The organism is Micromonospora sp. NPDC000316 (assembly GCF_042898885.1).
In the GTDB taxonomy this organism is placed as follows: Bacteria; Actinomycetota; Actinomycetes; order Mycobacteriales; family Micromonosporaceae; genus Micromonospora.
This window is the reverse complement of the sequence record NZ_JBIAZG010000001.1, coordinates 390,915-411,557: the sequence shown is the minus strand read 5'-3', so window position 1 is coordinate 411,557 and position 20,643 is coordinate 390,915. Positions and strand designations below refer to the sequence as shown.

Annotated in this window: 19 protein-coding genes; 13 read left to right on the top strand and 6 right to left on the bottom strand. The window is 71.7% G+C overall.

The window, feature by feature from the left end; all coding sequences use genetic code 11:
• Nucleotides 1-2 precede the first annotated feature (2 nt).
• Nucleotides 3-695 carry a FadR/GntR family transcriptional regulator gene (locus ACFY2Q_RS01905; protein WP_387126604.1) on the bottom strand — a complete coding sequence of 231 codons (693 nt, stop codon included), beginning with the start codon at nt 693-695 and terminating at the stop codon, nt 3-5.
• Between the two features lie 107 nt (nt 696-802).
• Here ACFY2Q_RS01905 and ACFY2Q_RS01900 point away from each other — a divergent pair, with 107 nt between their 5' ends.
• On the top strand, nt 803-2,020 hold the full coding sequence (locus ACFY2Q_RS01900) for a CynX/NimT family MFS transporter (protein WP_387127559.1): 1,218 nt from the start codon (nt 803-805) through the stop codon (nt 2,018-2,020).
• Between the two features lie 13 nt (nt 2,021-2,033).
• Here ACFY2Q_RS01900 and ACFY2Q_RS01895 read toward each other — a convergent pair whose 3' ends face one another.
• Nucleotides 2,034-2,390 (bottom strand): STAS domain-containing protein, encoded by a 357-nt coding sequence (locus tag ACFY2Q_RS01895; protein WP_053652127.1) that lies wholly within the window; start codon nt 2,388-2,390, stop codon nt 2,034-2,036.
• 166 nt (nt 2,391-2,556) lie between these two features.
• Here ACFY2Q_RS01895 and ACFY2Q_RS01890 point away from each other — a divergent pair, with 166 nt between their 5' ends.
• From ACFY2Q_RS01890 to ACFY2Q_RS01865, 6 genes are read left to right on the top strand one after another with little or no spacing between them, the layout of a single operon-like run.
• Complete coding sequence (locus ACFY2Q_RS01890) at nt 2,557-3,417, top strand: STAS domain-containing protein (RefSeq protein WP_387126602.1); 861 nt, start codon at nt 2,557-2,559, stop codon at nt 3,415-3,417.
• Nucleotides 3,417-3,827 (top strand): STAS domain-containing protein, encoded by a 411-nt coding sequence (locus tag ACFY2Q_RS01885; RefSeq protein ID WP_387126600.1) that lies wholly within the window; start codon nt 3,417-3,419, stop codon nt 3,825-3,827. The genes ACFY2Q_RS01890 and ACFY2Q_RS01885 overlap by 1 nt, the downstream gene beginning before the upstream one ends.
• Complete coding sequence (locus ACFY2Q_RS01880) at nt 3,824-4,243, top strand: ATP-binding protein (protein WP_387126598.1); 420 nt, start codon at nt 3,824-3,826, stop codon at nt 4,241-4,243. The genes ACFY2Q_RS01885 and ACFY2Q_RS01880 overlap by 4 nt, the downstream gene beginning before the upstream one ends.
• The gene (locus ACFY2Q_RS01875; protein ID WP_387126597.1) at nt 4,240-5,253 is read left to right on the top strand and encodes a SpoIIE family protein phosphatase; all 1,014 of its coding nucleotides are present in this window, start codon (nt 4,240-4,242) and stop codon (nt 5,251-5,253) included. The genes ACFY2Q_RS01880 and ACFY2Q_RS01875 overlap by 4 nt, the downstream gene beginning before the upstream one ends.
• Nucleotides 5,250-6,611: a sensor histidine kinase gene (locus ACFY2Q_RS01870; protein ID WP_387126595.1), complete on the top strand. Its 1,362-nt coding sequence runs from the start codon at nt 5,250-5,252 to the stop codon at nt 6,609-6,611. The genes ACFY2Q_RS01875 and ACFY2Q_RS01870 overlap by 4 nt, the downstream gene beginning before the upstream one ends.
• A 2-nt stretch (nt 6,612-6,613) precedes the next feature.
• Complete coding sequence (locus ACFY2Q_RS01865) at nt 6,614-8,152, top strand: SpoIIE family protein phosphatase (protein WP_387126593.1); 1,539 nt, start codon at nt 6,614-6,616, stop codon at nt 8,150-8,152.
• Between the two features lie 7 nt (nt 8,153-8,159).
• Here ACFY2Q_RS01865 and ACFY2Q_RS01860 read toward each other — a convergent pair whose 3' ends face one another.
• The gene (locus ACFY2Q_RS01860) at nt 8,160-9,020 is read right to left on the bottom strand and encodes a DUF6597 domain-containing transcriptional factor (protein ID WP_387126591.1); all 861 of its coding nucleotides are present in this window, start codon (nt 9,018-9,020) and stop codon (nt 8,160-8,162) included.
• Between the two features lie 31 nt (nt 9,021-9,051).
• Between ACFY2Q_RS01860 and ACFY2Q_RS01855 the strand changes: the two genes are divergently transcribed.
• The 4 genes from ACFY2Q_RS01855 (at nt 9,052) to ACFY2Q_RS01840 (ending at nt 12,457) form a co-directional block, all read left to right on the top strand.
• Nucleotides 9,052-9,630 (top strand): TIGR03086 family metal-binding protein, encoded by a 579-nt coding sequence (locus tag ACFY2Q_RS01855; protein ID WP_387126589.1) that lies wholly within the window; start codon nt 9,052-9,054, stop codon nt 9,628-9,630.
• A 171-nt stretch (nt 9,631-9,801) separates the two neighbouring features.
• Nucleotides 9,802-10,338 (top strand): PadR family transcriptional regulator, encoded by a 537-nt coding sequence (locus ACFY2Q_RS01850; RefSeq protein WP_387126587.1) that lies wholly within the window; start codon nt 9,802-9,804, stop codon nt 10,336-10,338.
• Nucleotides 10,335-11,036 (top strand): ABC transporter ATP-binding protein, encoded by a 702-nt coding sequence (locus ACFY2Q_RS01845; RefSeq protein WP_387126585.1) that lies wholly within the window; start codon nt 10,335-10,337, stop codon nt 11,034-11,036. The genes ACFY2Q_RS01850 and ACFY2Q_RS01845 overlap by 4 nt, the downstream gene beginning before the upstream one ends.
• Nucleotides 11,033-12,457: an FtsX-like permease family protein gene (locus ACFY2Q_RS01840; RefSeq protein WP_387126583.1), complete on the top strand. Its 1,425-nt coding sequence runs from the start codon at nt 11,033-11,035 to the stop codon at nt 12,455-12,457. Before ACFY2Q_RS01845 ends, ACFY2Q_RS01840 begins: the two co-directional genes overlap by 4 nt.
• A gap of 18 nt (nt 12,458-12,475) precedes the next feature.
• Here ACFY2Q_RS01840 and ACFY2Q_RS01835 read toward each other — a convergent pair whose 3' ends face one another.
• Both ACFY2Q_RS01835 and ACFY2Q_RS01830 read right to left on the bottom strand, forming a co-directional pair.
• The gene (locus ACFY2Q_RS01835; protein ID WP_387126581.1) at nt 12,476-12,661 is read right to left on the bottom strand and encodes a hypothetical protein; all 186 of its coding nucleotides are present in this window, start codon (nt 12,659-12,661) and stop codon (nt 12,476-12,478) included.
• Between the two features lie 123 nt (nt 12,662-12,784).
• The gene (locus tag ACFY2Q_RS01830; protein WP_387126580.1) at nt 12,785-14,881 is read right to left on the bottom strand and encodes a S9 family peptidase; all 2,097 of its coding nucleotides are present in this window, start codon (nt 14,879-14,881) and stop codon (nt 12,785-12,787) included.
• A gap of 96 nt (nt 14,882-14,977) precedes the next feature.
• Between ACFY2Q_RS01830 and ACFY2Q_RS01825 the strand changes: the two genes are divergently transcribed.
• On the top strand, nt 14,978-16,336 hold the full coding sequence (locus tag ACFY2Q_RS01825) for an FAD-binding oxidoreductase (protein WP_387126578.1): 1,359 nt from the start codon (nt 14,978-14,980) through the stop codon (nt 16,334-16,336).
• Nucleotides 16,337-16,417: 81 nt separating this feature from the next.
• On the opposite strand, the gene ACFY2Q_RS01820 is transcribed toward ACFY2Q_RS01825, so the two are convergent.
• The gene (locus tag ACFY2Q_RS01820) at nt 16,418-18,481 is read right to left on the bottom strand and encodes a SpoIIE family protein phosphatase (protein WP_387126576.1); all 2,064 of its coding nucleotides are present in this window, start codon (nt 18,479-18,481) and stop codon (nt 16,418-16,420) included.
• A gap of 290 nt (nt 18,482-18,771) precedes the next feature.
• Here ACFY2Q_RS01820 and ACFY2Q_RS01815 point away from each other — a divergent pair.
• On the top strand, nt 18,772-20,643 hold a 1,872-nt coding region (locus tag ACFY2Q_RS01815; RefSeq protein ID WP_387127557.1), incomplete at its 3' end, for a HAMP domain-containing protein.

The following is a 20,643-nucleotide window of genomic DNA, read 5'->3' as shown; positions in this document are numbered from 1 at the left end:
ACCTATGCCCCCGCGACGGGCTCCAGAAAAGCGCCGGCTTCGATGGCTGCCAACGCCGGGTCGCCGGCCCGGATCGCCTCGACGAGCCGGGTGTGGTCGACGTAGCGCTCGGGGGTGAGCGCGTCTCCCATCGCCTGGGCGACGGTGCTGCGCAGGGCGGTGCCGAACGAGGCGTACAGCTCGGCGAGCATGGCGTTGTGCGCGGCGACGACCACCACCGTGTGCAGGGCCGCGTCGGCCTCGACGAAAGCGTCGACCTGGCCGCCGTGCCAGGCCGCCTCACGCTCGGCGAGCGCGCCGTCGAGCGCCGCCAGGTCCTCCGGTGTACGCCTCAGCGCGGCGAGCCGTGCGGCTTCCACCTCGAAGGCGCGCCGCACCTCGATGACCTCGGTCATGCGGTCGTCGCCGAGTTGGCGGGCCACCACCGGCGCCAGTTCGTCGGTGGACACCACGTACGTGCCGGAGCCCTGCCGGCATTCCAGCACGCCGGCGTGCTGAAGTGCGCGGACGGCCTCGCGGACCGTGTTGCGCCCGACGCCCAGCGCGGCGACCAACTGCGGCTCGGTGGGGATGCGGCCGCCGATCGGCCACTCGCCGCCCAGGATCCGGGACCGGAGCTGCTCGATGGTCTGTCGGACCCGGTGCCCACGAGGCGGCACCGGTGGCGCTGCGGGGGAATCGACTGAGGGTGGCACTGGTTACATCACCGGTCCCGAATTCATCCCATGATTGTAGGTTAGAGGTCATGACCCCGCCACCTACCGCCGCTCCGGCGGCGCCCGCCCCCGTCTCCGTCCCCAGGATGGGCGACACCCGCGCGGGCCGCCGGGTCCACCCGGCGACCGGAGGCGCGCTCGTACTTGTCGGAATGCTGCTGGTGGCGCTCAACCTGCGCGCCGCCGTCACCAGCCTCGGCGCGCTGCTCGACGAGATCCGCGACGGGCTGGGGCTGTCCGGGGTCACCGCCGGCCTGGTCACCACCCTGCCGACCATCGCGTTCGCCGGCCTGGGTGCGCTCACCCCGTGGCTGGTCCGCCGGGTGGCGCCGGCCCGGGTGCTCGTGGTCGCCATGTTCGCCCTGGCCGCCGGTCAGGTGCTGCGGGTCCTCACCGACTCGACATGGGTCTTCGTCCTCACCAGCGCGCTGGCGCTGGCCGGCATCGCGGTGGCGAACATCCTGCTGCCGATGCTTGTCAAGCAGCACTTCCCGCACCGCACCGGCCTGGTCACCGGGGCGTACACGATGGCGCTGACCGTGGGCACGACGGTGGCAGCGGCGACAGCCGTGCCGATCGCGCACGCCTTCGGGTCGTGGCGGGCCGGGCTGGGCATCTGGGCCGCGCTCGCCGCTGTGGCCGTACTCCCGTGGGTGCCGCTGGCGCTGCGGACCCGGGCCCGCGTGCGGCGGGCGAACCCGACGCCGGCCCCCGCCGCGCGGGTCCGGATCCGGCCGGAACGGACCCGACTGGGCTGGGCGATGGCCGTCTACTTCGGGGCACAGTCACTGAGTGGGTACGCGATCATGGGCTGGCTGGCCCAGCTGTTCCGGGACGCCGGCTACCAGCCGGAGTCGGCCGGGCTGCTGCTCGCCGGGGTGACAGCGCTCGGCGTGCCGATCGCGCTGCTGATGCCGACCCTGGCCGGCCGGCTGGCCACCCTGCGTCCGCTGGTGCTCGGGCTGACCGCCGCGTCGGCGCTGGGCTACCTCGGGTTGGCGATCGCCCCACACGGCGCGGCGCTGCTCTGGGTGGCACTGCTGGCGATCGGCCAGGGGGCGTTCCCGATGATCCTGACCGCCATCGGCCTGCGTTCCCGCACGGCCGAGGGGACGGTTGCGCTCTCCGCGTTCGCGCAGAGCACCGGGTATGTGATCGCCGCCCTCGGCCCGCTGATGGTCGGCATCCTCTACGAGGTCACCGGCGGCTGGACGGCGCCGATCGGGTTCCTGCTGGCCGCGCTCGCCGTACAGACGACCGCGGGCATGGCGATCGCTCGTCCCCGTTACGTCGAGGACGAGTGAACAGCGGCAGCGGTCAGGAGGAGGCGGGCGTCGGTTCGCCGGCGACTGCCTCGTCGACCGTCGGGTAGGTGTGCAGCACCTCGACCAGCCCGCTCACCTCGAGGATGCGCAGCACACCCCGCTGGGGTGCGGCCAGGCGCACCACGCCGCCGGCCTCGTCGCAGCTGTTCTTGGCGCGAACGAACACCGACAGACCTGTCGAGTCGCAGAACGAGACCTCGGCCAGGTCGAACACCAACCGGCTACGGCCCTTGTCGAGCAGGTCGGTGATCTGGTCCTGCAACTGTGGTGCGGTTGCCATGTCCAGTTCGCCCGCGACCGACACGACGACCACGTCGCCGCGTTGTTCCGTGTGCACCGTCAAGGACATAAGCCAGACCTCCTGTTATCGGGGGAACGGTATCCCACGACGAGTGTCGTACGCAGATCGGGAGCCATGATCCGGTGGCCGTCGTCATTCCGTTGCTACGGAGCAACTAGCTCTACAGCCCCCGGTGATAGAGTCCGGCCGGTCCAGGTCGAGGGGGGTTTTCGCAATGGCGTTGAACGCCGAGGAAAGTGGTCGGCTCGCCGCGCTGCTCGGCGGGCACGCCGAGCAGGTCACGCAGCGGTGGACCGAGATCATCGCCGGTTCGCTGCGCGGGCGGCTGAGTCAGGCCGAGCTGCGCCGGCAGGTGCAGGACCTGCACCACGCCATCGTCACCACAGGTGAGCAGGGCGCCATCGACCTGTCCGCCGACAGTGCGGCCGAACTGCGCGCGGCGCTGTCCGAGCTGTCCCGGGGCAGGGCCCGGCAGGGGTTCTCCGCCACCGAGACCGCGATCAGCATCTTCGCGCTGAAGGACGTGCTGGTTCCGCTCGTCGAGGAGGCCGGCGGCGACCGCGCGCTGCGCGACTACGTCGCCTTCTCCGGGCTTGTCGACGAGATGGGCCTGTTCACCTTCGAGAGCTTCGTCCGCACCCGGGAGAGCCTGATCGCCGATCAGGCCGAGCAGTTGCTCGAACTCTCCACGCCTGTGGTCAAGCTCTGGGAGGGCGTGGTCGCCGTCCCGCTTGTCGGCACCCTGGACTCCGCCCGCGCCCAGGTGGTGATGGAGCGCCTGCTGCAGACCCTTGTCGACACGGGCTCCCCGTACGCGATCATCGACATCACAGGCGTCCCGGCGGTGGACACCCAGGTCGCCCAGCACATCCTGAAGACCGTGGTGGCGGCACGCCTGATGGGCGCCGACTGCATCATCTCCGGCATCCGCCCGCAGATCGCGCAGACGATCGTCGCCCTCGGCATCGAGTTCGGCGACATCGCCACCAAGGCGAGCCTCGCCGACGCGCTGCGTCACGTGCTGCGGCTCAACGGGGTGGAGAGCGCTCGCCGTCAGTCACGTAGGGACGCCTGATGGAACGCGTGCCGATCCTCAAGATCGGCGACATCCTCCTCGTCTCCATCCAGCTCGACATGTCCGACCAGACGGCGGTCCAGCTCCAGGAGGACCTCGCCGAGCGGATCGTCGCCACCGGCTGCCACGGCGTCATCATCGACATCACCGCGCTGGACATCGTCGATTCCTTCGTCGGGCGGATGCTCTCCACGATCGCGTCGATCTCCAAGGTGCTCGACGCGGAGACGGTGGTGGTCGGGATGCGCCCAGCCGTCGCCATCACCCTGGTCGAGTTGGGGCTGTCGCTGAACGGCATCCGTACCGCCCTCAACGTCGAGCGGGGCATGGAACTGATCGCCGCGGCTCGCGCCGACGAGCTGGACGACCAGTTCGATGACGACCCGGACGCCGAGACGGCCACGCTGTGACCGCGGGCATCGACGTGGGCCACCCGCAGGCGCAGTCGATCCGCAGCGATGAGGACGTGGTCCGCGTTCGACAGTTGGTCCGTGTCGTGGCGGTGGCGGTCAAGCTGTCACTTGTCGACCAGACCAAGGTGGTCACCGCGGCCAGCGAACTGGCCCGCAACACCCTTGTGTACGGCGGTGGTGGCAGGGCCGAGGTGACGACAGTGGACAACGGGCGGCGCCGGGGCGTGCGGATCGTCTTCGCCGACTCCGGGCCCGGCATCGCCGATCTCGACCTGGCCTTCACCGACGGCTACACCACAGGCGGTGGCCTCGGCCTGGGGCTCAGCGGGGCCCGGCGACTTGTCGATGAGTTCCAGATCGAGACGTCGGCGGAATCGGGTACGCAGATCACGGTCACCAAGTGGTCCCGGTGAACGGGGACCTGATCACCGACAGTGGCCTCTGGTTCCGGGTGGAGGCCAGCAGCACCGCCAGCGCCGTACGCCGTGCCGCCGAACGCCTCGGCGCGCAACTGGAGATGACTCCGGCGCGCATCGCCGACCTGGCCATCGTCGCGGCCGAGCTGACAAGCAACCTCGTCAAGCACGCCGACGAGGGCGTCCTGCTGCTCCGGCCGGTCCGCCGCGCCGGTGAGGCAGGCGTGGAGTTGGTGTCCATCGACTCCGGCCCCGGCATGGCCGACCTGACCGTCTCGTCCCAGGACGGGCACTCCACCACCGGCACGCTCGGCATCGGCCTCGGCGCCATCGTCCGGCAGTCCAGTTGGTTCGACGGATACTCCCTGCCGGGCCGGGGCACCGTCCTCGCCGTGCAGGTCTGGCAGGCGGCGCCCGCCCGGCCGTCCTGGGCTGGCGCTCTCACCCGGCCACTGACCGGCGAAACGGTGAGCGGCGACGGTTACGCCGTCCGGGTCGCCGACGGGCGGCATCAGGTGCTGGTCTGCGACGGCCTCGGGCACGGGCCCCTGGCCGCCGCCGCGACCGAGGCGGCGCTCGCCGCTTTCCGTGACGCGCCGGCCAGCCCACCCGCGGCGGTGGTCAGCCACCTGCACCGGTCCATGTCGTACACCCGGGGCGCGGCGCTTGCCGTGGCCGAGTTGGTGCCCGAGGAGGGCGTGCTGCACTACGCCGGCCTGGGCAACATCTCCGGAATGGTCGTCGAGGGCGGCGGTCACCGTCGTGGGCTGGTGTCGCTGCCCGGCATCGCCGGGCACCAACGGCCAACCATCAGGGGGTACGACTACCCGTTCGGTCCCGGCGCGCTGCTGGTCATGCACAGCGACGGCGTGGTGGACCGCTGGCGGTTGACCGACTACCCGGACATCGCCGGCCGCTCCCCGCTCGTGGTGGCGGCGACCCTGCTGCGCGACGCCGGCACACGCCGCGACGACGCCTGCGTACTGGCCGCGAGGTCCTGGACATGACCGGCGAGCCGGGCGCGCTGCCACTACTGCAGATGACGTTGCGGGTCGAGCAGGACATCTTCGTGATCCGTCAGCGGGGCCGCGAGGTGGCCGCTGTGGTGGGCCTGGAACACCAGGACCAGGTCCGCATCGCCACCGCGCTCAGCGAGGTCGCCCGGGACCTGCTCCGCCTGTGCGGTGGCGCGGACGTGTCCTTCCACATCGACGCCGGCCCCGACGGCAGGTTCCACCTGGGCGCCGACCTCGCCCCGGTGACCCCCCTGCCCGGCGGTCGGTACGAGCCGCAGTCCGGTGCGGTGTCCCGACTGGTCGACAGACTGAGCGCGGCGACCGTCGAAGGCGTTACGGTCGTGAGGATGTCCCGACGAGTCCCGGCCAACGCGCCGACGCCGACTCCGGAGCGCCTCGCCGAGTTCCGTGCCGAGCTCGGTTTGAGCGCTCCGTCCAGCGCGTTGGACGAGTTGACGGTGCAGAACGGGCAGCTGATCGCGGCTCTCGACGAGGTGCGCAGCCAACGCGACGAGTTGGCAGTGCTGAACGAGGAGTTGGCCGAAACCAACCGTGGCGTGCTGGCGCTCTACAACCAGCTCACCGAGGAGTTGGAGGAGACCAACCGGGGAGTCGTCGCGCTCTATGCCGAGCTGGACGAGAAGTCGGCCCAGTTGCGCGCGGCGAGCGAGTCCAAGAGCCGGTTCCTGGCGAACGTGAGCCACGAGCTGCGCGCCCCGGTCACCGCGATCATCGGGTTGGGGCGGCTGCTCTCCGACTCCGCCTCCGACCCGCTCACCGCCGAACAGGCACGCCAGGTCGGTCTGATCCGATCCTCGGCGGCCGACCTGCTCGGGCTGGTCAACGAGCTGCTGGATCTGGCCAAGGCGGAGTCCGGCCGGATCGAGCCCGACTGGGCGGACATCGATCTGCGCCCGGTCTTCGGCCAACTGCGCGGTACGCTGCGCGCGCTGGCTACCAGGCCGGAGGTGGAGTTGGTGGTGGAGGAGCCGGTTGCGCCCGCCGTCCTGCGCACCGACGAGGTGCTGCTCGGTCAGGTGCTGCGTAACCTGCTGCACAACGGGTTGAAGTTCACCCAGCGCGGCGAGGTGCGGTTGCGAGCCCAGCGGCGTGACGACCGGTGGATTTTCGAGGTCAGTGACACCGGCCCGGGGATCGCCCCCGCGCAGCACGAGCGGATCTTCGAGGAGTTCTACCAGGTGCCGGGCGCCACCCGGGTCGGCGGCACGGGCCTCGGCCTGCCGTACGCCCGGCGGTTGGTGACCCTGCTCGGTGGGACGCTTGAGCTGACCAGCGAGCCGGGCCGGGGCAGCACCTTCACAGTTTCCCTCCCCGCAGGCGGAGCGTGACGGTGGAGGGCGGGGCGGCGACCGTCCTGGTGGTCGATGACAGCCGTACCAAGCGGTACCTGCTCGTCAGTTGGCTGACCCGGGCCGGCTTCGCGGTGCTGGAGGCGGAGAACGGCGCGGAGGCGTTGGCCCGGGTCGACACGGACCGGATCGACCTCGTGGTGCTCGACGTCCGGCTGCCCGACCTGAGCGGCTACGAGGTGTGCGAGCGGATCAAGGCGTCCCATCCGGCGGTGCCCGTGATCCACGTGTCCGCGCACGCGGTGGACGTCGCGGACCGCGCCCAGGGGTTGACCCGGGGCGCGGACGCCTACCTGACCGAGCCGATCGAGCCTGAGGAACTGATCGCCACCACCCGGGCGGTGCTGCGCTACTACCAGGCACGGCAGCGCGCCGAACTGCTCGCCGAACGGCTGCTCGGGCTCGCCGACACGACGGTGGCGGTGCACGCCGCCTCGACCTTCGTACGGCTGCTCGAGGTCGCCGCCGCAGGTGCCGCGGAGATCTTCAAGAGCCCGGCGGCGGTGATCGCCGAGACGTTCGACGGTGACTGCCTCGCCGGGATCTGTGCCGGCCCGGGGGCCGAGCCCGCCATCGTGCCGTGGGTCGTCGACGACACCGGGGTGCCGACCGGAGCGACGGTCCGGGTGGAGCCTCCGGCGAACTGGGCGCTGCTCGACTGGCCGGCGGACGACTCGGTGACGGTGGCCGCCGCCCGGCTGCGGGAGGATCGCGCGCCGCTGTACGTGGTGGTCCCGACCGCCACCCAGACAGCCCGTACGCCGGTGCTCGTGCAGCTCGCGCAGGCGGTGGCGGCGGCGGTGGAGGCCCAGCGCTCGTTCGACGAGGAGCACCGCATCGCCGTCACTCTGCAACGCAGCCTGCTTCCGCGCCGGCTGCCCGAGGTGGCCGGGCTGGATTTCGCCGTGCGCTACGAGCCGGCCAGCGCGCAGACCGAGGTGGGTGGCGACTTCTACGAGCTGGTGATGCTCGACGGGCATCTCCTCCTGGCGATCGGCGACGTGGCCGGCCACTCGCTGCACGCGGCGACGGTGATGGCCGAGCTTCGGCACGCGGTGCGGGCGTACGCGGTCGAGGGGCACCAGCCCGGCGAGATCCTGCACCGGGTCAACGAGCTGATGCGGACCCTGCTGCCGAACGAGCTGGCCACGCTCTGCGTCCTGCTGCTGCACCCGCCGAGCGGGCGGGTCCGGCTGGCCAGCGCGGGCCACCTGCCGCCGGTGCTCACCATGGACGGCAAGATCGAGTTTGTGCAGCACTCGGCGCCGCTGCTCGGCGTCCGCGCGCCCCGCCCAGCCGACCTGGAGTTCGTGCTGCCCGCCGGGGCGACGCTCGTGTTCTACACCGACGGGTTGATCGAGCGCCGGGACGCCACGATCGACGAAGGGCTGGCCGCGCTCGCCGCGGTGGCAGTCACCGTGGACGAGGACCTCAACCGGTTCTGTGACCGGCTGCTGTCGGAGCTGGCCCCGCCGAAGATCCACGACGACGTTGCCGTGGTCGTGGTGCGCCGTCGCTGAGTCGACGTCAGTGCACCGAGCGGGCGTACGCGGCAGGTGACACACCGGCGACGGCGGTGAAGTCACGGACCAGGTGCGCCTGGTCGCTGTACCCGAGGTCGGCGGCGAGATCCGCCCAGTTCAGCGGGCCGCCGGCCGCCTGCTCGACGGCCTCCTGAAGCCGGTAGCGGCGGATCACCCACTTGGGACCCACGCCCACGTGATCGAGGAACAGCCGTTGAAGCCGGCGGACCGGGACGTCGTACCGGCCGGCGAACTCGTTGACCCGCAGCACCGTGCGGTCCGTCCGGATCGCCTCGGCCAGCCGGATGGCCTCCTCGGTCGCAGGGTCCGGCTCGGGTGCCCAGGCGGTGAGGGTCGCGTCAAGCGCGCGGCGGCGTTCGTCGTCGGTGCCCGCGCAGACTTCGAAGCCGGGCCGTGCCAGTCGGCCGGTGGGCAGCGGCAGCCGGCGACCGGTCAACTCGGCGATCGACCGACGCCAGAACGGGTGGAAGCCGCCGGGGCGGAACTGGACCCCGCAGACCCGGCCGGTGCCGGTCAGCGTGATCCGGAACAGGTCGCGGCCGACCCCGGCCACCTCCCCGATCTCGGGTACGCGGCCGTCGCCCGTGCTGGGGTCGTGCGCGCTGGGGTCGTGCGCGCTGGGGTCGTGCGCGCCGGGATCGTTGCGTTGGAACACCACGTTGACCGCCGGGTGCGGCACCAGTCGCTGCTGAAACGGTGCGCCCAACGCCCAGTCGATCAGCCAGTAGTGCTCGACCCACTCGCGCAGCGGCTCGGCCGGCAGGTAGCGGCGGAAGCGGACCTCGCGCAGCAAACGAGCCGGGTCGAGAATGCCCCGGCTGTCGTCGCGCGGTCGTTGTCGCATTTCTTCAAGACCACCCTCATACGCTGGCCCTATGGCCACTCATACTAGTGATCTGCTGGCGGCTGCCGCGCCGCGAACAGTCGGCGTGGTGCGCGGCATCGCCGACGACCAACTCGACCTGCCCACGCCGTGCCACGAATATCTGGTGCGTGATCTGCTCAACCACCTGTTCGAGGTGGTGGTGAACTTCCAGGAGTTGGCCGCCAAACGGCCTGTGGAGTGGGCCGAGAAACCCGAACACCTCGGCGTCGGCTGGCGGGACAGGTTCGCCGTGGAGGTCGACCGGCTGATCGCCGCCTGGTCGGAGCCGTCCACCCTGGAGGGCGTGTCGCCGGGGATGGGCATGCCACAAGCTGTCGTGGGTGGCATGGCGCTGCTGGACCTCACCGTGCACGGCTGGGACCTCGCCGTGGCGACCGGGAAGCCGTACCAGCCAGCCTCGGAGGCGGTTGCCGAACTGCACGGGCTGGTCGAGCAGCTGGGCCCGACAGCCCGCAAGATGGGCGTCTTCGCCGACCCACCACCAACCGCCACCACCCCGACCCCACCCGACCTGGACCACCTCCTGGCCCAAACCGGCCGCACCCCCACCTGGCCCACCACCACCTGACCGCCCAACCCCCGCCCCGCCCCGGCCGGCCCCGCCCGCCCGGTGACCATGAAGTTGTTGTCAGCCGGATCGGCGTGGCGTGGCAATAACTTCATGATCACCGGGCCGAGCCGAGGGTGGGCGGAGTGGGTGGTTGTTGACAGGGGTATTCGCTGAGTGAATAGCTGGGCCGTGTCGATTTCGCACGTCCTTCTGGGGCTGCTTGCCGGGGGCAGTCGGCACGGATATGAGCTCAAGCGGGCGCACGACGAGCGGCTGCCCAGGGCTCGGCCGTTGGCCTTCGGGCAGGTCTACGCGACCCTCGGCCGACTCGAACGGGACGGCCTGGTCGCCGCCGCCGGCCAGGACCGGGCATCCGGTCCGGATCGCACGGCGTACGCGTTGACAGGTGAGGGCCGTTCCGCTCTGGACGAATGGCTGTCCGCTGTGGAGACACCGATGCCGTACGTGGCCAGCACGCTCTTCACGAAGGTCGTTGTGGCGCTGCTGGTAGCCGATATCGACCGGGCCCGGTCGTACCTGATCGCCCAGCGCGCCGTGCACACCGCGCGGCTGCGTGAGCTGACCTCGGTCAAGACCGACCCGGCCGCCTCCGTCAGCGACGTGATCGCGGCCGATTTCGCGATCGCCCACCTCGATGCGGACCTGCGGTGGCTGCACACCACCCTGGACCGGGTCGCCGACTGGCACCGGGAGGTGCATCCGTGACGCAACTCCAAGCTCGCGGCGTGGTTCGGGCGTACGGCCCGACACCCGCCGTGCGGGGAGTGACGCTCGACGTGGCCGAGGGCGAGATCGTCGCCGTCACAGGTCCGAGCGGCTGCGGCAAGTCGACCCTGTTGCACTGTCTGGCCGGCATCCTCCGGCCGGACGCGGGCGAGGTCACCTGGCGTGGGCACCGCATCGACACCTGGTCGGAGGCGGCCCGGTCCCGGCTGCGGCGCACCGAGTTCGGGGTGCTGTTCCAGTTCGGTCAACTCGTCGCCGAACTGACCGCGGCCGAGAACGTCGCGCTGCCGCTGCTCCTCGCCGGCACGGGGCGGCGAGAGGCACGGACGGCTGCGCTGACCTGGCTGGATCGGTTCGGGGTGGCCGAGTTGGCCGACGTCCGGCCGGGTGAGATGTCCGGTGGTCAGCAGCAGCGCTGCGCGACGGCGCGGGCGCTTGTCACCGAGCCGCGGGTGCTCTTCGCCGACGAGCCGACAGGCGCGCTGGACACGCTTACCGGTGAGCAGGTCCTCACCCAACTGGTCCGGCTCGCCCGTGAGCAACGTACCGCCGTCGTCCTGGTCACTCACGAGCCGCGAATCGCCGCGTACGCCGATCGGGAGATCGTGTTGCGTGATGGCCTTGTCGACCACACCGGCCTGGGGCTCGACGTGCCGGTGGCCGGCGGCAATCGGTGAGGCCGGCGACGCTGGTCCGGCTGGCGCTGGCCGGCAACCGCACCGACACCGCGCGGGTGGTGCTCACGGCGCTCAGTGCCCTGTTGGCGACCCTGGCCGGGCTGGCGGCGCTCACCGTGCTTGCCATCGAGAAACCCGCCGGAGACGCCTACATGCAGTCCGAGCAGTACCGCAACGCGTTGTTGCGGGAGCCGGGGTTGCGCGGGGGGACAGCGTTCGCGCTGCTCATGCTGACCATTCCGGTGTTGGCGTTGGCGGGCCAGTGCGCCCGGCTCGGCGCGCCGGCCCGGGACCGGCGGCTGGCCGCGCTCCGACTCGCTGGCGCCACCCCCGGCCAGGTGACGCGCCTGGCGGTGTTGGAGACCGGCCTGGCGAGCATGCTCGGCACCCTCGGCGGGTTGGGTGTCTATCTCGGCGGCCGGGAGGTGCTGCACCGGCCGGACGCGCAGGGTCGGTTGGCGCTGCCCACCGATGTGCTGCCGTCGACGGGCGCGCTGGTGGCGGTGGTGCTCGGCCTGCCGATGATCGCGGCACTGGTGACAGCCCTGATGCTGCGCGCGGTCACCACAAGCCCGCTGGGGCTGAGTCACAGGGTCCCCCGGGAGCGGGGCCCGCGCCTGTGGGCAGGGCCGCTGATCGGGCTGGGGCTGCTCTGCTTCGTGGCGGTCCGTCCGGCGACGTACCGCCTCAATGACGACGAGGCGCTTGTGAGCTGGTTGGTGCCGCTGCTGTTCACGGCGGGCGGTCTGGCCGCGATGGTCGGGGTGGTGATGGGCACCGGATGGATCTCGTACACCTGCGGGCGCCTGCTGCGCCGGCACGCCCGCCGCGCACCGGCGCTGCTCGCGGCGGGCCGGCTGATGGCCGACCCCTGGGCCGGCAGCCGTACGTTCGCGGCGCTGCTGGCCGCTGTGATCTTCGGGGCCGGCGCGGCGGCACTGCGCGCCCACTTCGTCGCCCGGGACACGTTCGAACGCGAGCAGAACAGGCTCGCCGGCGTGGACGCCGGATCCGACCCGTTCTACCTGGCGACAATGGACCTGGTCGACGCCGCGGTGGGGGTGGCCGTGCTGCTCGCGGCCTGCGGGTTGATGGTCGCGCTTGTCGAGGGCATCGTCGCCCGTCGACGGGCGTACGCGGCGCTTGTCGCCACCGGGGTGCCTCGCGGCGTGCTGAGTCGCTCCGTGGCCTGGCAGGCCCTCGCGCCAGCGGTGCCGGCGATCCTGCTCGCGCTCACCGTGGGAGCGGTGGTCGGCCGTGGGTACTTTCCGGCCGTAGGCGCCGAGCGCGCTGCCGGCGTACCCGTGGAGCACCTGGCCTGGCTCGGTGCCGGCGCGTTTGCGGCCGTGCTGGTGACGGTCGGCGTGGGCCTGCTCTTCCTGCGCGCGAGCATCGCGGTGGAGGAGCTGCGCACGACGTGAGCCGGGCGACCCGGACGGTCAGGCCGAGACCAGGCCGGCCGAGAGCGCGACAAGAGTGCCGACGACGGCCGAGCAGCAGCAGACCAGGAGGCCGGCGACAACCGCGAGGATCACCCACACCCGGCGGTCGCGGGCCACTGCCGTGATTGTCGGCCTGCGAACTTCCTCGGCCGGCCCGTCGTCGCCCTGCGTAACCCCGGTCACCCTGGCAGTCTAGGCCCGACCTGCCGGCGTGATCGCGCTCGAACGTGGATGTGGTGCGCCCCTCGGGCCGCCGAGGGGACCACCTACACGATCGAGCGCGATCATCGTCTGGCGCGGGACTGGTCAGGCGCGGCCGACGCGGTCCAGGATCCAGGCGCTGACGAAGGCCTCCTCACGCCAGGAGTCGTAACGGCCACTCGGGCCACCGTGCCCGGCGCCCATCTCGGTCTTGAGCAGGTAGTCGCCGGCCGGGGCGGTCGCCCGCAGCCGCGCGATCCACTTCGCCGGCTCGGAGTAGAGCACCCGCGTGTCGTTGAGGCTTGTCACCGCGAGGATCGCCGGATAGTCCACGGCGGCAACGTTCTCGTACGGCGTGTAGGACTTCATGTACGCGTACACCTCGGGGTCGTCGAGGGGGTTTCCCCACTCCTCCCACTCGGTGACGGTAAGCGGCAGCGACGGGTCGAGGATCGAGGTGAGCGCGTCCACGAACGGCACCTGCGCGACGATCCCGGTGAACGCGTCCGGGGCGAGGTTGGCGACCGCGCCCATCAGCAGACCGCCGGCCGAGGCGCCCCGGGCGACCAGCCTGTCACTTGCCGTCCAGCCGGCCTTCACCAGGTGCCGGGCGCACGCCACGAAGTCGGTGAAGGTGTTCTTCTTGGCCAGCAGCTTGCCCTGGTCGTACCAGCGTCGGCCCAGCTCGCCGCCGCCCCGGGTGTGCGCCACCGCGAAGATGACGCCCCGGTTGAGCATGGACAGCCGGGACACCGAGAACCACGGGTCCATGCTCGCCTCGTACGAGCCGTAGCCGTACAGCTGGCAGGGTGCCGAACCGTCCCGGGGCGTACCGACCCGGCAGACAAGCGAGATCGGCACCCGTGTGCCGTCGTCGGCAAGCGCCCAGTCGCGGTGCTGCTCGTACTCGGCCGGGTCGAACGGCCGACCGTCCGGGCCGGGCAGCACGGGCTTCTGCTTGCGCAGCACCATCTGCCGGGTCACCAGGTCGTAGTCGTAGATCGAGTCGGGGGTGACAAGCGAGGCGTAGCGCAGGCGGACCTGCCCGGTGCGGTACTCCGGGTTGGCGTCCAGCCCGACGCTGTAGAGCGGCTCGGGAAAGTCGATGTCGTACGCGTCGTCGCTGCCCACCGGCAGCACCCGCAGCCCGGTGAGCCCTTCGGTGCGCAGGGACACCACCAGGTGGTTGGCGAACGCGTCCACCGCCTCTAACCGGGTGCCCGGGGTGTGCTCGATGAGCGGCACCCAGTCACCGGGCACGTCGGCCGAGGTGAACGCCAGCGCGAAGTCCTCCGCGCCGTCGTTGTGCAGGATCAGGAAGCGGTGGCCGTGGTGCTCCACCGTGTATTCGACACCCTGGCGGCGGGGCGCGATCACGGCGGGTGCGCCGGTCGGGTTGCCGGCCGGGATCACCAGCACCTCACTTGTGGTCTTGCTGTGGATGTCGATGAGGATGAACTTCTCCGACCGGGTCAGCTCCACGCCCACCCAGAACCGCTCGTCGTCCTCCTGGTGGACCACCACGTCGTCGGCGGAGGCGGCGCCGATTGTGTGCCGCCAGACGCGGTTGGGCCGCCAGGCGTCGTCCACAGTCACGTAGAACAGCGCTGACGCGTCGGCCGACCAGGCGGTGCCGTAGAACGTGTCCGGAACCTCGTCCGGCAACAGTTCGCCGGTGCTCAGGTCCTTGACCCGCAGGGTGAACCGCTCGTCGCCGGAGAAGTCGGTCGAGTAGGCGAGCCAGCGGCCGTCCGGGCTCACGTCGAACGCGCCGAGCGAGAAGAAGTCGTGCCCCTCGGCCAGCAGGTTGCCGTCGAGCAGCACCTCCTCGCCGTCGAGCGGAACACCGTCGGCACTTTCCGGCGGGTCGGTCTCGCCGTCGCGGACCGCGCGCCGGCAGTGCACCTCGTACTGCTGGCCCTCGATCGTCCGGGTGTAATACCAGTACCCGCCCTTGCAGGTCGGCACCGACAGGTCGGATTCCTGGGTGCGCTGGCGGGTCTCCTCGAACAGTTCCGCGCGGAGGGCGGCCAGGTGCGCGGTGCGCTCCTCGGTGTACGCGTTCTCGGCGGTCAGGTAGGCGATCGTCTCCGGGTCGTCCTTGGCGGCGAGCCAGGCGTACTCGTCGATGACGGTGTCGCCGTGGTGGGTGCGCTCGGCGGGCACCCGCTTCGCCACGGGCGGGGCAGTCTCGGTGGTCACGGCGGCCACGTTACCGGCCGGCCCGCTCCGCGCGCCGGACCAGCGGCATCTCGATTGTCGTCACCACGTCGTTCGAACAGATGTACGATAGCCGCCATGGCGGCAGCAGCGAGTTTCCTCGGCCGGTCCGGCGCTATCGAGATCACCCGGCGATTGACGGCGATCTGCGGCCCGCCGTTCGCCCGGCTCGCCGGGCCTGCCGACGAGGTGGCCGGGCGGCCGGCTCGCTGGGTGGCCGTGCCGGGTGGTCCGCACGCCGCGGCCGAGGTGCTGCGGCTGGCCGCCGCCCACGACTTCACTGTGGTGCCCCGCGGTGCCGGCACGAAGATCGACTGGGGTGCCACCCCCACGCATGTCGACATCCTGCTCGACACCGGCCGGCTGGCGGGCATCGGTCACGAGCCGGTGGGCGCGCCGGTGGCCGAGGTGGGCGCCGGCACCCCGCTGCGGGCCGTTCAGGCCACTCTGGAACGCACCGGGCAGCGGCTCGCGATGGACGCTCCGTCGCCGGGCGCGACCCTCGGCGGGGTGCTCGCAGCCGGGGAGGCCGGGCCGCTCCGGCACCGCCACGGCAGCCCGTGCGACCAGCTCATCGGGGTCCGCTATCTGGGTGCCGACGGTGAGTTGGTAAGCGCCGGTGGCGGCGCGCCCGGGCTCGACCTGGCCCGGCTGCTCTGCGGCTCGCAGGGCGCGCTCGGCGTGCTGGTCTCGGCGAGCCTGCGGGTGCAGCCGGTGCCAGCCAGCCGGCTCTGGGTGTCCCGGCCGGTGTGGACCCCGCTGGAGGTCCACGACCTGGTCCGGATGGTCCTCGCCGCCCGGCTGGAGCCGGCGGCCATCGAGCTGGATCTGCCCGCCGGGGCACCCCGGCCGCGCAGCCCGTACCCGCCCGGCCACCCGGCCGCGACCGCTCGCGAGCGTCACCCGTCGATGTCCGGGCGGTCCGGCGCCCCGTCCCGGGCGGGCAGCCTTGTGGTGCTGCTGGAGGGCGGCCCGGCCGAGGTCACCGAGCGCGCCGAACGACTTGTCGGCCTGCTGCACGGAGAGGCGACTGTCACCCACTCCGCGCCGCCGTGGTGGCGCCGCTATCCGTTCGCGCCCGGCGACACGGCGCTGCGCCTGGAGGTGCCGATCACCGACCTGCACGCCGCCGTCTACGCGCTGCGCGACGCGGCCGGCTCTCCCGTGCCGGTGCGGGGCTCCGCCGGGCTGGGCGTGGTGCACGCGGCGCTGCCCGGCACGCTGGCCCCTGACCGGGTGGCGTCCATCCTGGCCGCCGTCCGTGGAGTGCTGCTGGCCCGACAGGGCCGCTGCGTGGTGGTCTCCGCTCCCGCCGCGGTCCGGCAGGCCGTCGACCTGTGGGGTGAGCTGGCCGGCCTGGCCCGCCTGCACGCCGCCAAGGAACACCTCGACCCGGAGCACCGCCTCGCCCCCGGCCGCCTCCCCGGCGGCGGGTGATCCTCCGGCCCGGGTCGAGCGGGGTGACGTCCGGCCCGCCAGCGCCACCATGACGAGCGCCAGCGGCTCGACGCCGCCCGGTCAGACCGCGTCGTTGCGGAGCACCAGCACGGCGATGTCGTCCCGGGGTGGCTCGACCGAGAAGTTGATCGCGGCGGCGCGCAGTCGGGCGGCCACCACGTCGGCCGAGTATCCGGCAAGTGGCGCCGCGGCATCGCGCAGCCGGTCGGTGCCGAACAGCTCCCGGCCACGCCGTCGCTCGGTGACCCCATCGGTATAGAAGATCAGCGAATCGCCCGGGGCAAGCGTGATCTCCGCCGTCGGTGAGATGATCGTGTCGAGCAGGCCCAGCGCCGTGCCCCCGGTGCCGACGAACCGGGCGCCGCCCGCGCCGGCCAGCAGCACCGGCCGGTCGTGCCCGGCCAGGTGCAACGAGACCTCCAACTGGCCACCGTCGCCCACCCCGACCGCCGCGAGGGCCAGCGTGCAGTACCGGCCGCCGCCCCGCTCGACAAGTGTCTCGTTGAGCCGGGCCAGCGCCTCCGGCAGTGGCTTGCCGTCGCCGACAAGCACGCGGATCACGTCCCGGACCAGGCCGGTGACTGCCGCCGCCTGCACCCCCTTGCCCGAGACGTCCCCGATGACCACGAGCCAGCGTCCGTCGGGCAGCGGCACCACGTCGTAGAAGTCGCCGCCCACCTCCGCGTCGTCGCCCGTCGGGACGTACTCGGCGGCGAAGCCGATCCCGTCCACCACCGGCAGCACGGGCGGCAGCAGGGACTGCTGGAGCGTCTGCGCGACCCGCCGGCGCTCGGCGTGGATCCGGGCGTTCTCGATGGCAAGCGCGGCGCGGCGGGCCACATCCTCCAGCACTGCCACCTGGTCCGGGTCGTGCCGGTGCCGTTGGTGCCGGCCCACCGCCAGGGTGCCGAGCCGTTGGCCGCGCACGATCAGCGGCACCGCGAAGCCCTCCATCGGCGCGCCCAACGGGATCTGCGCCGCACCGCGAGACGCCCCGCGCAACCGGGCCTGGATGGAATCCGGGCCGGTCTCCTCCAGCACCTTGTGCAACTGCGGCAGCGCCGACTCGTCGGCGTGACTGGCCGCCGCCAGCCGGAGCCGACCCCACTCGTCTGTGGTGTGCACCGCGCACCACTGGCCGAGCCGGGGCACCACGAGCTGCGGGATCAGCGCCATCGTCAGCTCCACGTCCAACGACTGCGCAAGCAACTCGCTCGCCTCGGCCAGGAACGTCAACCACGCCTGCCGGCGTACGTCGGCCCGGCGCAGCCTGTCGTTCTCCAGGTGCAGCGACAGCCGCTCGGCGGTGAGCACCGCCAGCGGCTGGGCGTACGCCGACGGCGCCGCGTCCAGCTCCAGCTCACCGGCGTACGGGCGCTGCACGGTCAACGGCACCCGGAGCAGTTCGCTGCCGGGGCGGGGCTGTCGGCCGAAGCGGGCGAGCAGTTGCGTGCCCTGCCCGTCGCCCCGGTCCAGGCGTATCGTGCCGCCTGCCGCGCCCACCATCTCGGCGACCCGGCTGAGCAGGTTGGCGGCGAAGTCGGGCAGCGGATCGTCGGCGTACACGTCGGGAGCGGTCTGCATGAGTTCGCTCATGGCGCCGGCGCTCGGAGCGGAGTTGTCGGCGGCGTCGGTAGTCGTCGACGTACCGCCGGAGTTGGCCTCGGCCGGCGCGTCGGCCCCGGGCCGGTCCAGCCGGAACCAGACGCCCTTGCCTGTGGGCAGGTACGTGGTGCCCCAGCGGCTGGCGAAGTGGTCGACGAGCAGCAACCCTCGACCTCGCTCCGAAACCTCGTTGATCTCCGTTGCGTCGTTGCGGCTGCCGACGGTGAGCGCGTCGTCGCCAGAGCCGGGCGCGAAGTCGGAGACGGTCACGGAAAGCCCGACTTCGTCGGCGATGACCTCGATGTCCAGTTCGGTGCGCGCGTGCTCGACGGCGTTGGTGGTCAGCTCGGTGGTGAGCAGCAGCGCCTCGTTGGCGAGTTCGTCCAGGTGTGCCTCGGTGAGCACCGAGCGGACGACCGCACGGGCGGCGGCGGGTGTGCGGCGGTCAGCGGGCAGGCGGACACGCCGGACCGCCCCGTTCCGGGCCTCGGCTGTCGCAGGCCCTGCCTCGGCTGACACCCTCGTATCCTCTACCGTCCCCCCACCGAGTGCCAAGCCGATCAACGATCGTCGACCTGACGGCCCGGTCCGCCGCTGCGACGGCGGGGCGGATCGGCGTCGGTACGACAGATGTGGTGTCCGGGCGAGGTCTGGGCTCGGCCGTGTCGGTCTGGGCCCCCACGGGTGGATTGGAGTGCCCGCGGAGGCCGCTCGGCGGGTCGCGCACCCTGGCACCACGGCGAACGCGGGCACAATATGGGATGCCGGTGTGTCCGCAGGGCCGGTGCCCCCGAGTGGAGCGAGGAATGATGACCACGGCGAAGCAGTCGGTGGCGGATCCGTCCGCGCCCGACCACGAGGCGCTCCTCGGTGAGTTGACCGAGGCGCTGCGACGGGTCCGTCGCGGCGACCTGAAGGTCCGGCTTCCGCGCCGCGCCGGCAAGGCCGGTGAGGTGGCGGACGCCTTCAACGAGGCGGTCTCGCTCCAGGAGCGGCAGTATCTGGACCTGCGGCGGATCAGTCGGATCGTCGGCCGCGACGGCCGGCTCACCGAACGGCTCGACGACGAGGGGCTGGACGGCTCCTGGGCGGAGGGGCAGCGGGCGGTCAACTCGCTCATCGACGACCTGGGCCGGCCGACGACCGAGATCGCCCGGGTCATCGTGGCGGTCGCGGACGGCGACCTGTCCCAGCACATGGCCCTGGAGATCGACGGCCGGCCGCTGCGCGGCGAATACCTGCGGATCGGCCGCACTGTCAACACGATGGTGGACCAGCTCTCGTCGTTCTCCAACGAGGTGACGCGTGTGGCCCGCGAGGTGGGCACCGAGGGCAAGCTGGGCGGCCAGGCCGATGTGCGTGGCGTCGCCGGCACCTGGAAGGACCTCACCGACTCGGTGAACACCATGGCGTCGAACCTGACCGGCCAGGTGCGGTCGATCTCGCAGGTGGCGACGGCTGTGGCAAAGGGCGACCTGTCGCAGAAGATCACGGTCGGTGCGCGTGGCGAGGTCGCCGAGCTGGCCGACACGATGAACTACCTCACCGACACCCTGCGGCTCTTCGCCGAGCAGGTGACACGGGTAGCCCGCGAGGTGGGCACCGAGGGCAAGCTCGGTGGTCAGGCCGAGGTGCCGAACGTGGCAGGCACCTGGAAGGACCTGACCGACAGCGTCAACTCGATGGCGTCGAACCTGACCGCCCAGGTGCGCAACATCGCCCAGGTGTCGACGGCTGTGGCGCGGGGTGACCTGTCGCAGAAGATCACGGTGGCGGCGCAGGGCGAGATCCTGGAGTTGAAGGACACTGTCAACACGATGGTGGACCAGTTGTCGTCGTTCGCCGACGAGGTGACGCGTGTTGCCCGCGAGGTCGGCATCGAGGGCAAGCTTGGCGGTCAGGCCCAGGTGCGCGGGGTCTCCGGCACCTGGCGCGACCTCACCGAGAACGTCAACCAGTTGGCCGGCAACCTGACCAGCCAGGTCCGCAACATCTCGCAGGTGTCGACGGCTGTGGCGCGGGGTGACCTGAGCCAGAAGATCACGGTGGACGCGCAGGGCGAGATCCTGGAGCTCAAGAACACCGTCAACACGATGGTGGACCAGTTGTCGTCGTTCGCCGACGAGGTGACGCGTGTCGCCCGCGAGGTCGGCACCGAGGGCAACCTCGGTGGTCAGGCGCAGGTCAAGGGCGTCAGCGGCACGTGGCGGGACCTGACCGACAACGTGAACTCGATGGCGTCGAACCTGACCAGTCAGGTCCGCAACATCGCCTCGGTGACCACTGCGGTGGCGAAGGGCGACCTGTCGCAGAAGATCACGGTGGACGCGCGGGGCGAGATCCTGGAGTTGAAGTCCACTGTCAACACGATGGTGGACCAGTTGTCGTCGTTCGCCGACGAGGTGACGCGAGTCGCGCGTGAGGTGGGCACCGAGGGCAAGTTGGGTGGTCAGGCGCAGGTGCGCGGGGTGGCCGGCACCTGGCGGGACCTGACCGACAACGTGAACTCGATGGCGTCGAACCTGACCGCCCAGGTCCGCAACATCGCGCAGGTGTCGACGGCTGTGGCGAAGGGCGACCTGAGCCAGAAGATCACGGTGGACGCGCGGGGCGAGATCCTGGAGTTGAAGTCCACTGTCAACACGATGGTGGACCAGTTGTCGTCGTTCGCCGACGAGGTG

What these genes read in the sequence shown, in the direction of transcription:
- ACFY2Q_RS01900 (WP_387127559.1), top strand. Translation starts at nt 803, where the DNA reads ATGGGCGACACCCGCGCGGGCCGCCGGGTCCACCCGGCGACCGGAGGC.
- ACFY2Q_RS01895 (WP_053652127.1), bottom strand. Translation starts at nt 2,390, where the DNA reads ATGTCCTTGACGGTGCACACGGAACAACGCGGCGACGTGGTCGTCGTG.
- ACFY2Q_RS01890 (WP_387126602.1), top strand. Translation starts at nt 2,557, where the DNA reads ATGGCGTTGAACGCCGAGGAAAGTGGTCGGCTCGCCGCGCTGCTCGGC.
- ACFY2Q_RS01885 (WP_387126600.1), top strand. Translation starts at nt 3,417, where the DNA reads ATGGAACGCGTGCCGATCCTCAAGATCGGCGACATCCTCCTCGTCTCC.
- ACFY2Q_RS01870 (WP_387126595.1), top strand. Translation starts at nt 5,250, where the DNA reads ATGACCGGCGAGCCGGGCGCGCTGCCACTACTGCAGATGACGTTGCGG.
- ACFY2Q_RS01860 (WP_387126591.1), bottom strand. Translation starts at nt 9,020, where the DNA reads ATGCGACAACGACCGCGCGACGACAGCCGGGGCATTCTCGACCCGGCT.
- ACFY2Q_RS01855 (WP_387126589.1), top strand. Translation starts at nt 9,052, where the DNA reads ATGGCCACTCATACTAGTGATCTGCTGGCGGCTGCCGCGCCGCGAACA.
- ACFY2Q_RS01825 (WP_387126578.1), top strand. Translation starts at nt 14,978, where the DNA reads ATGGCGGCAGCAGCGAGTTTCCTCGGCCGGTCCGGCGCTATCGAGATC.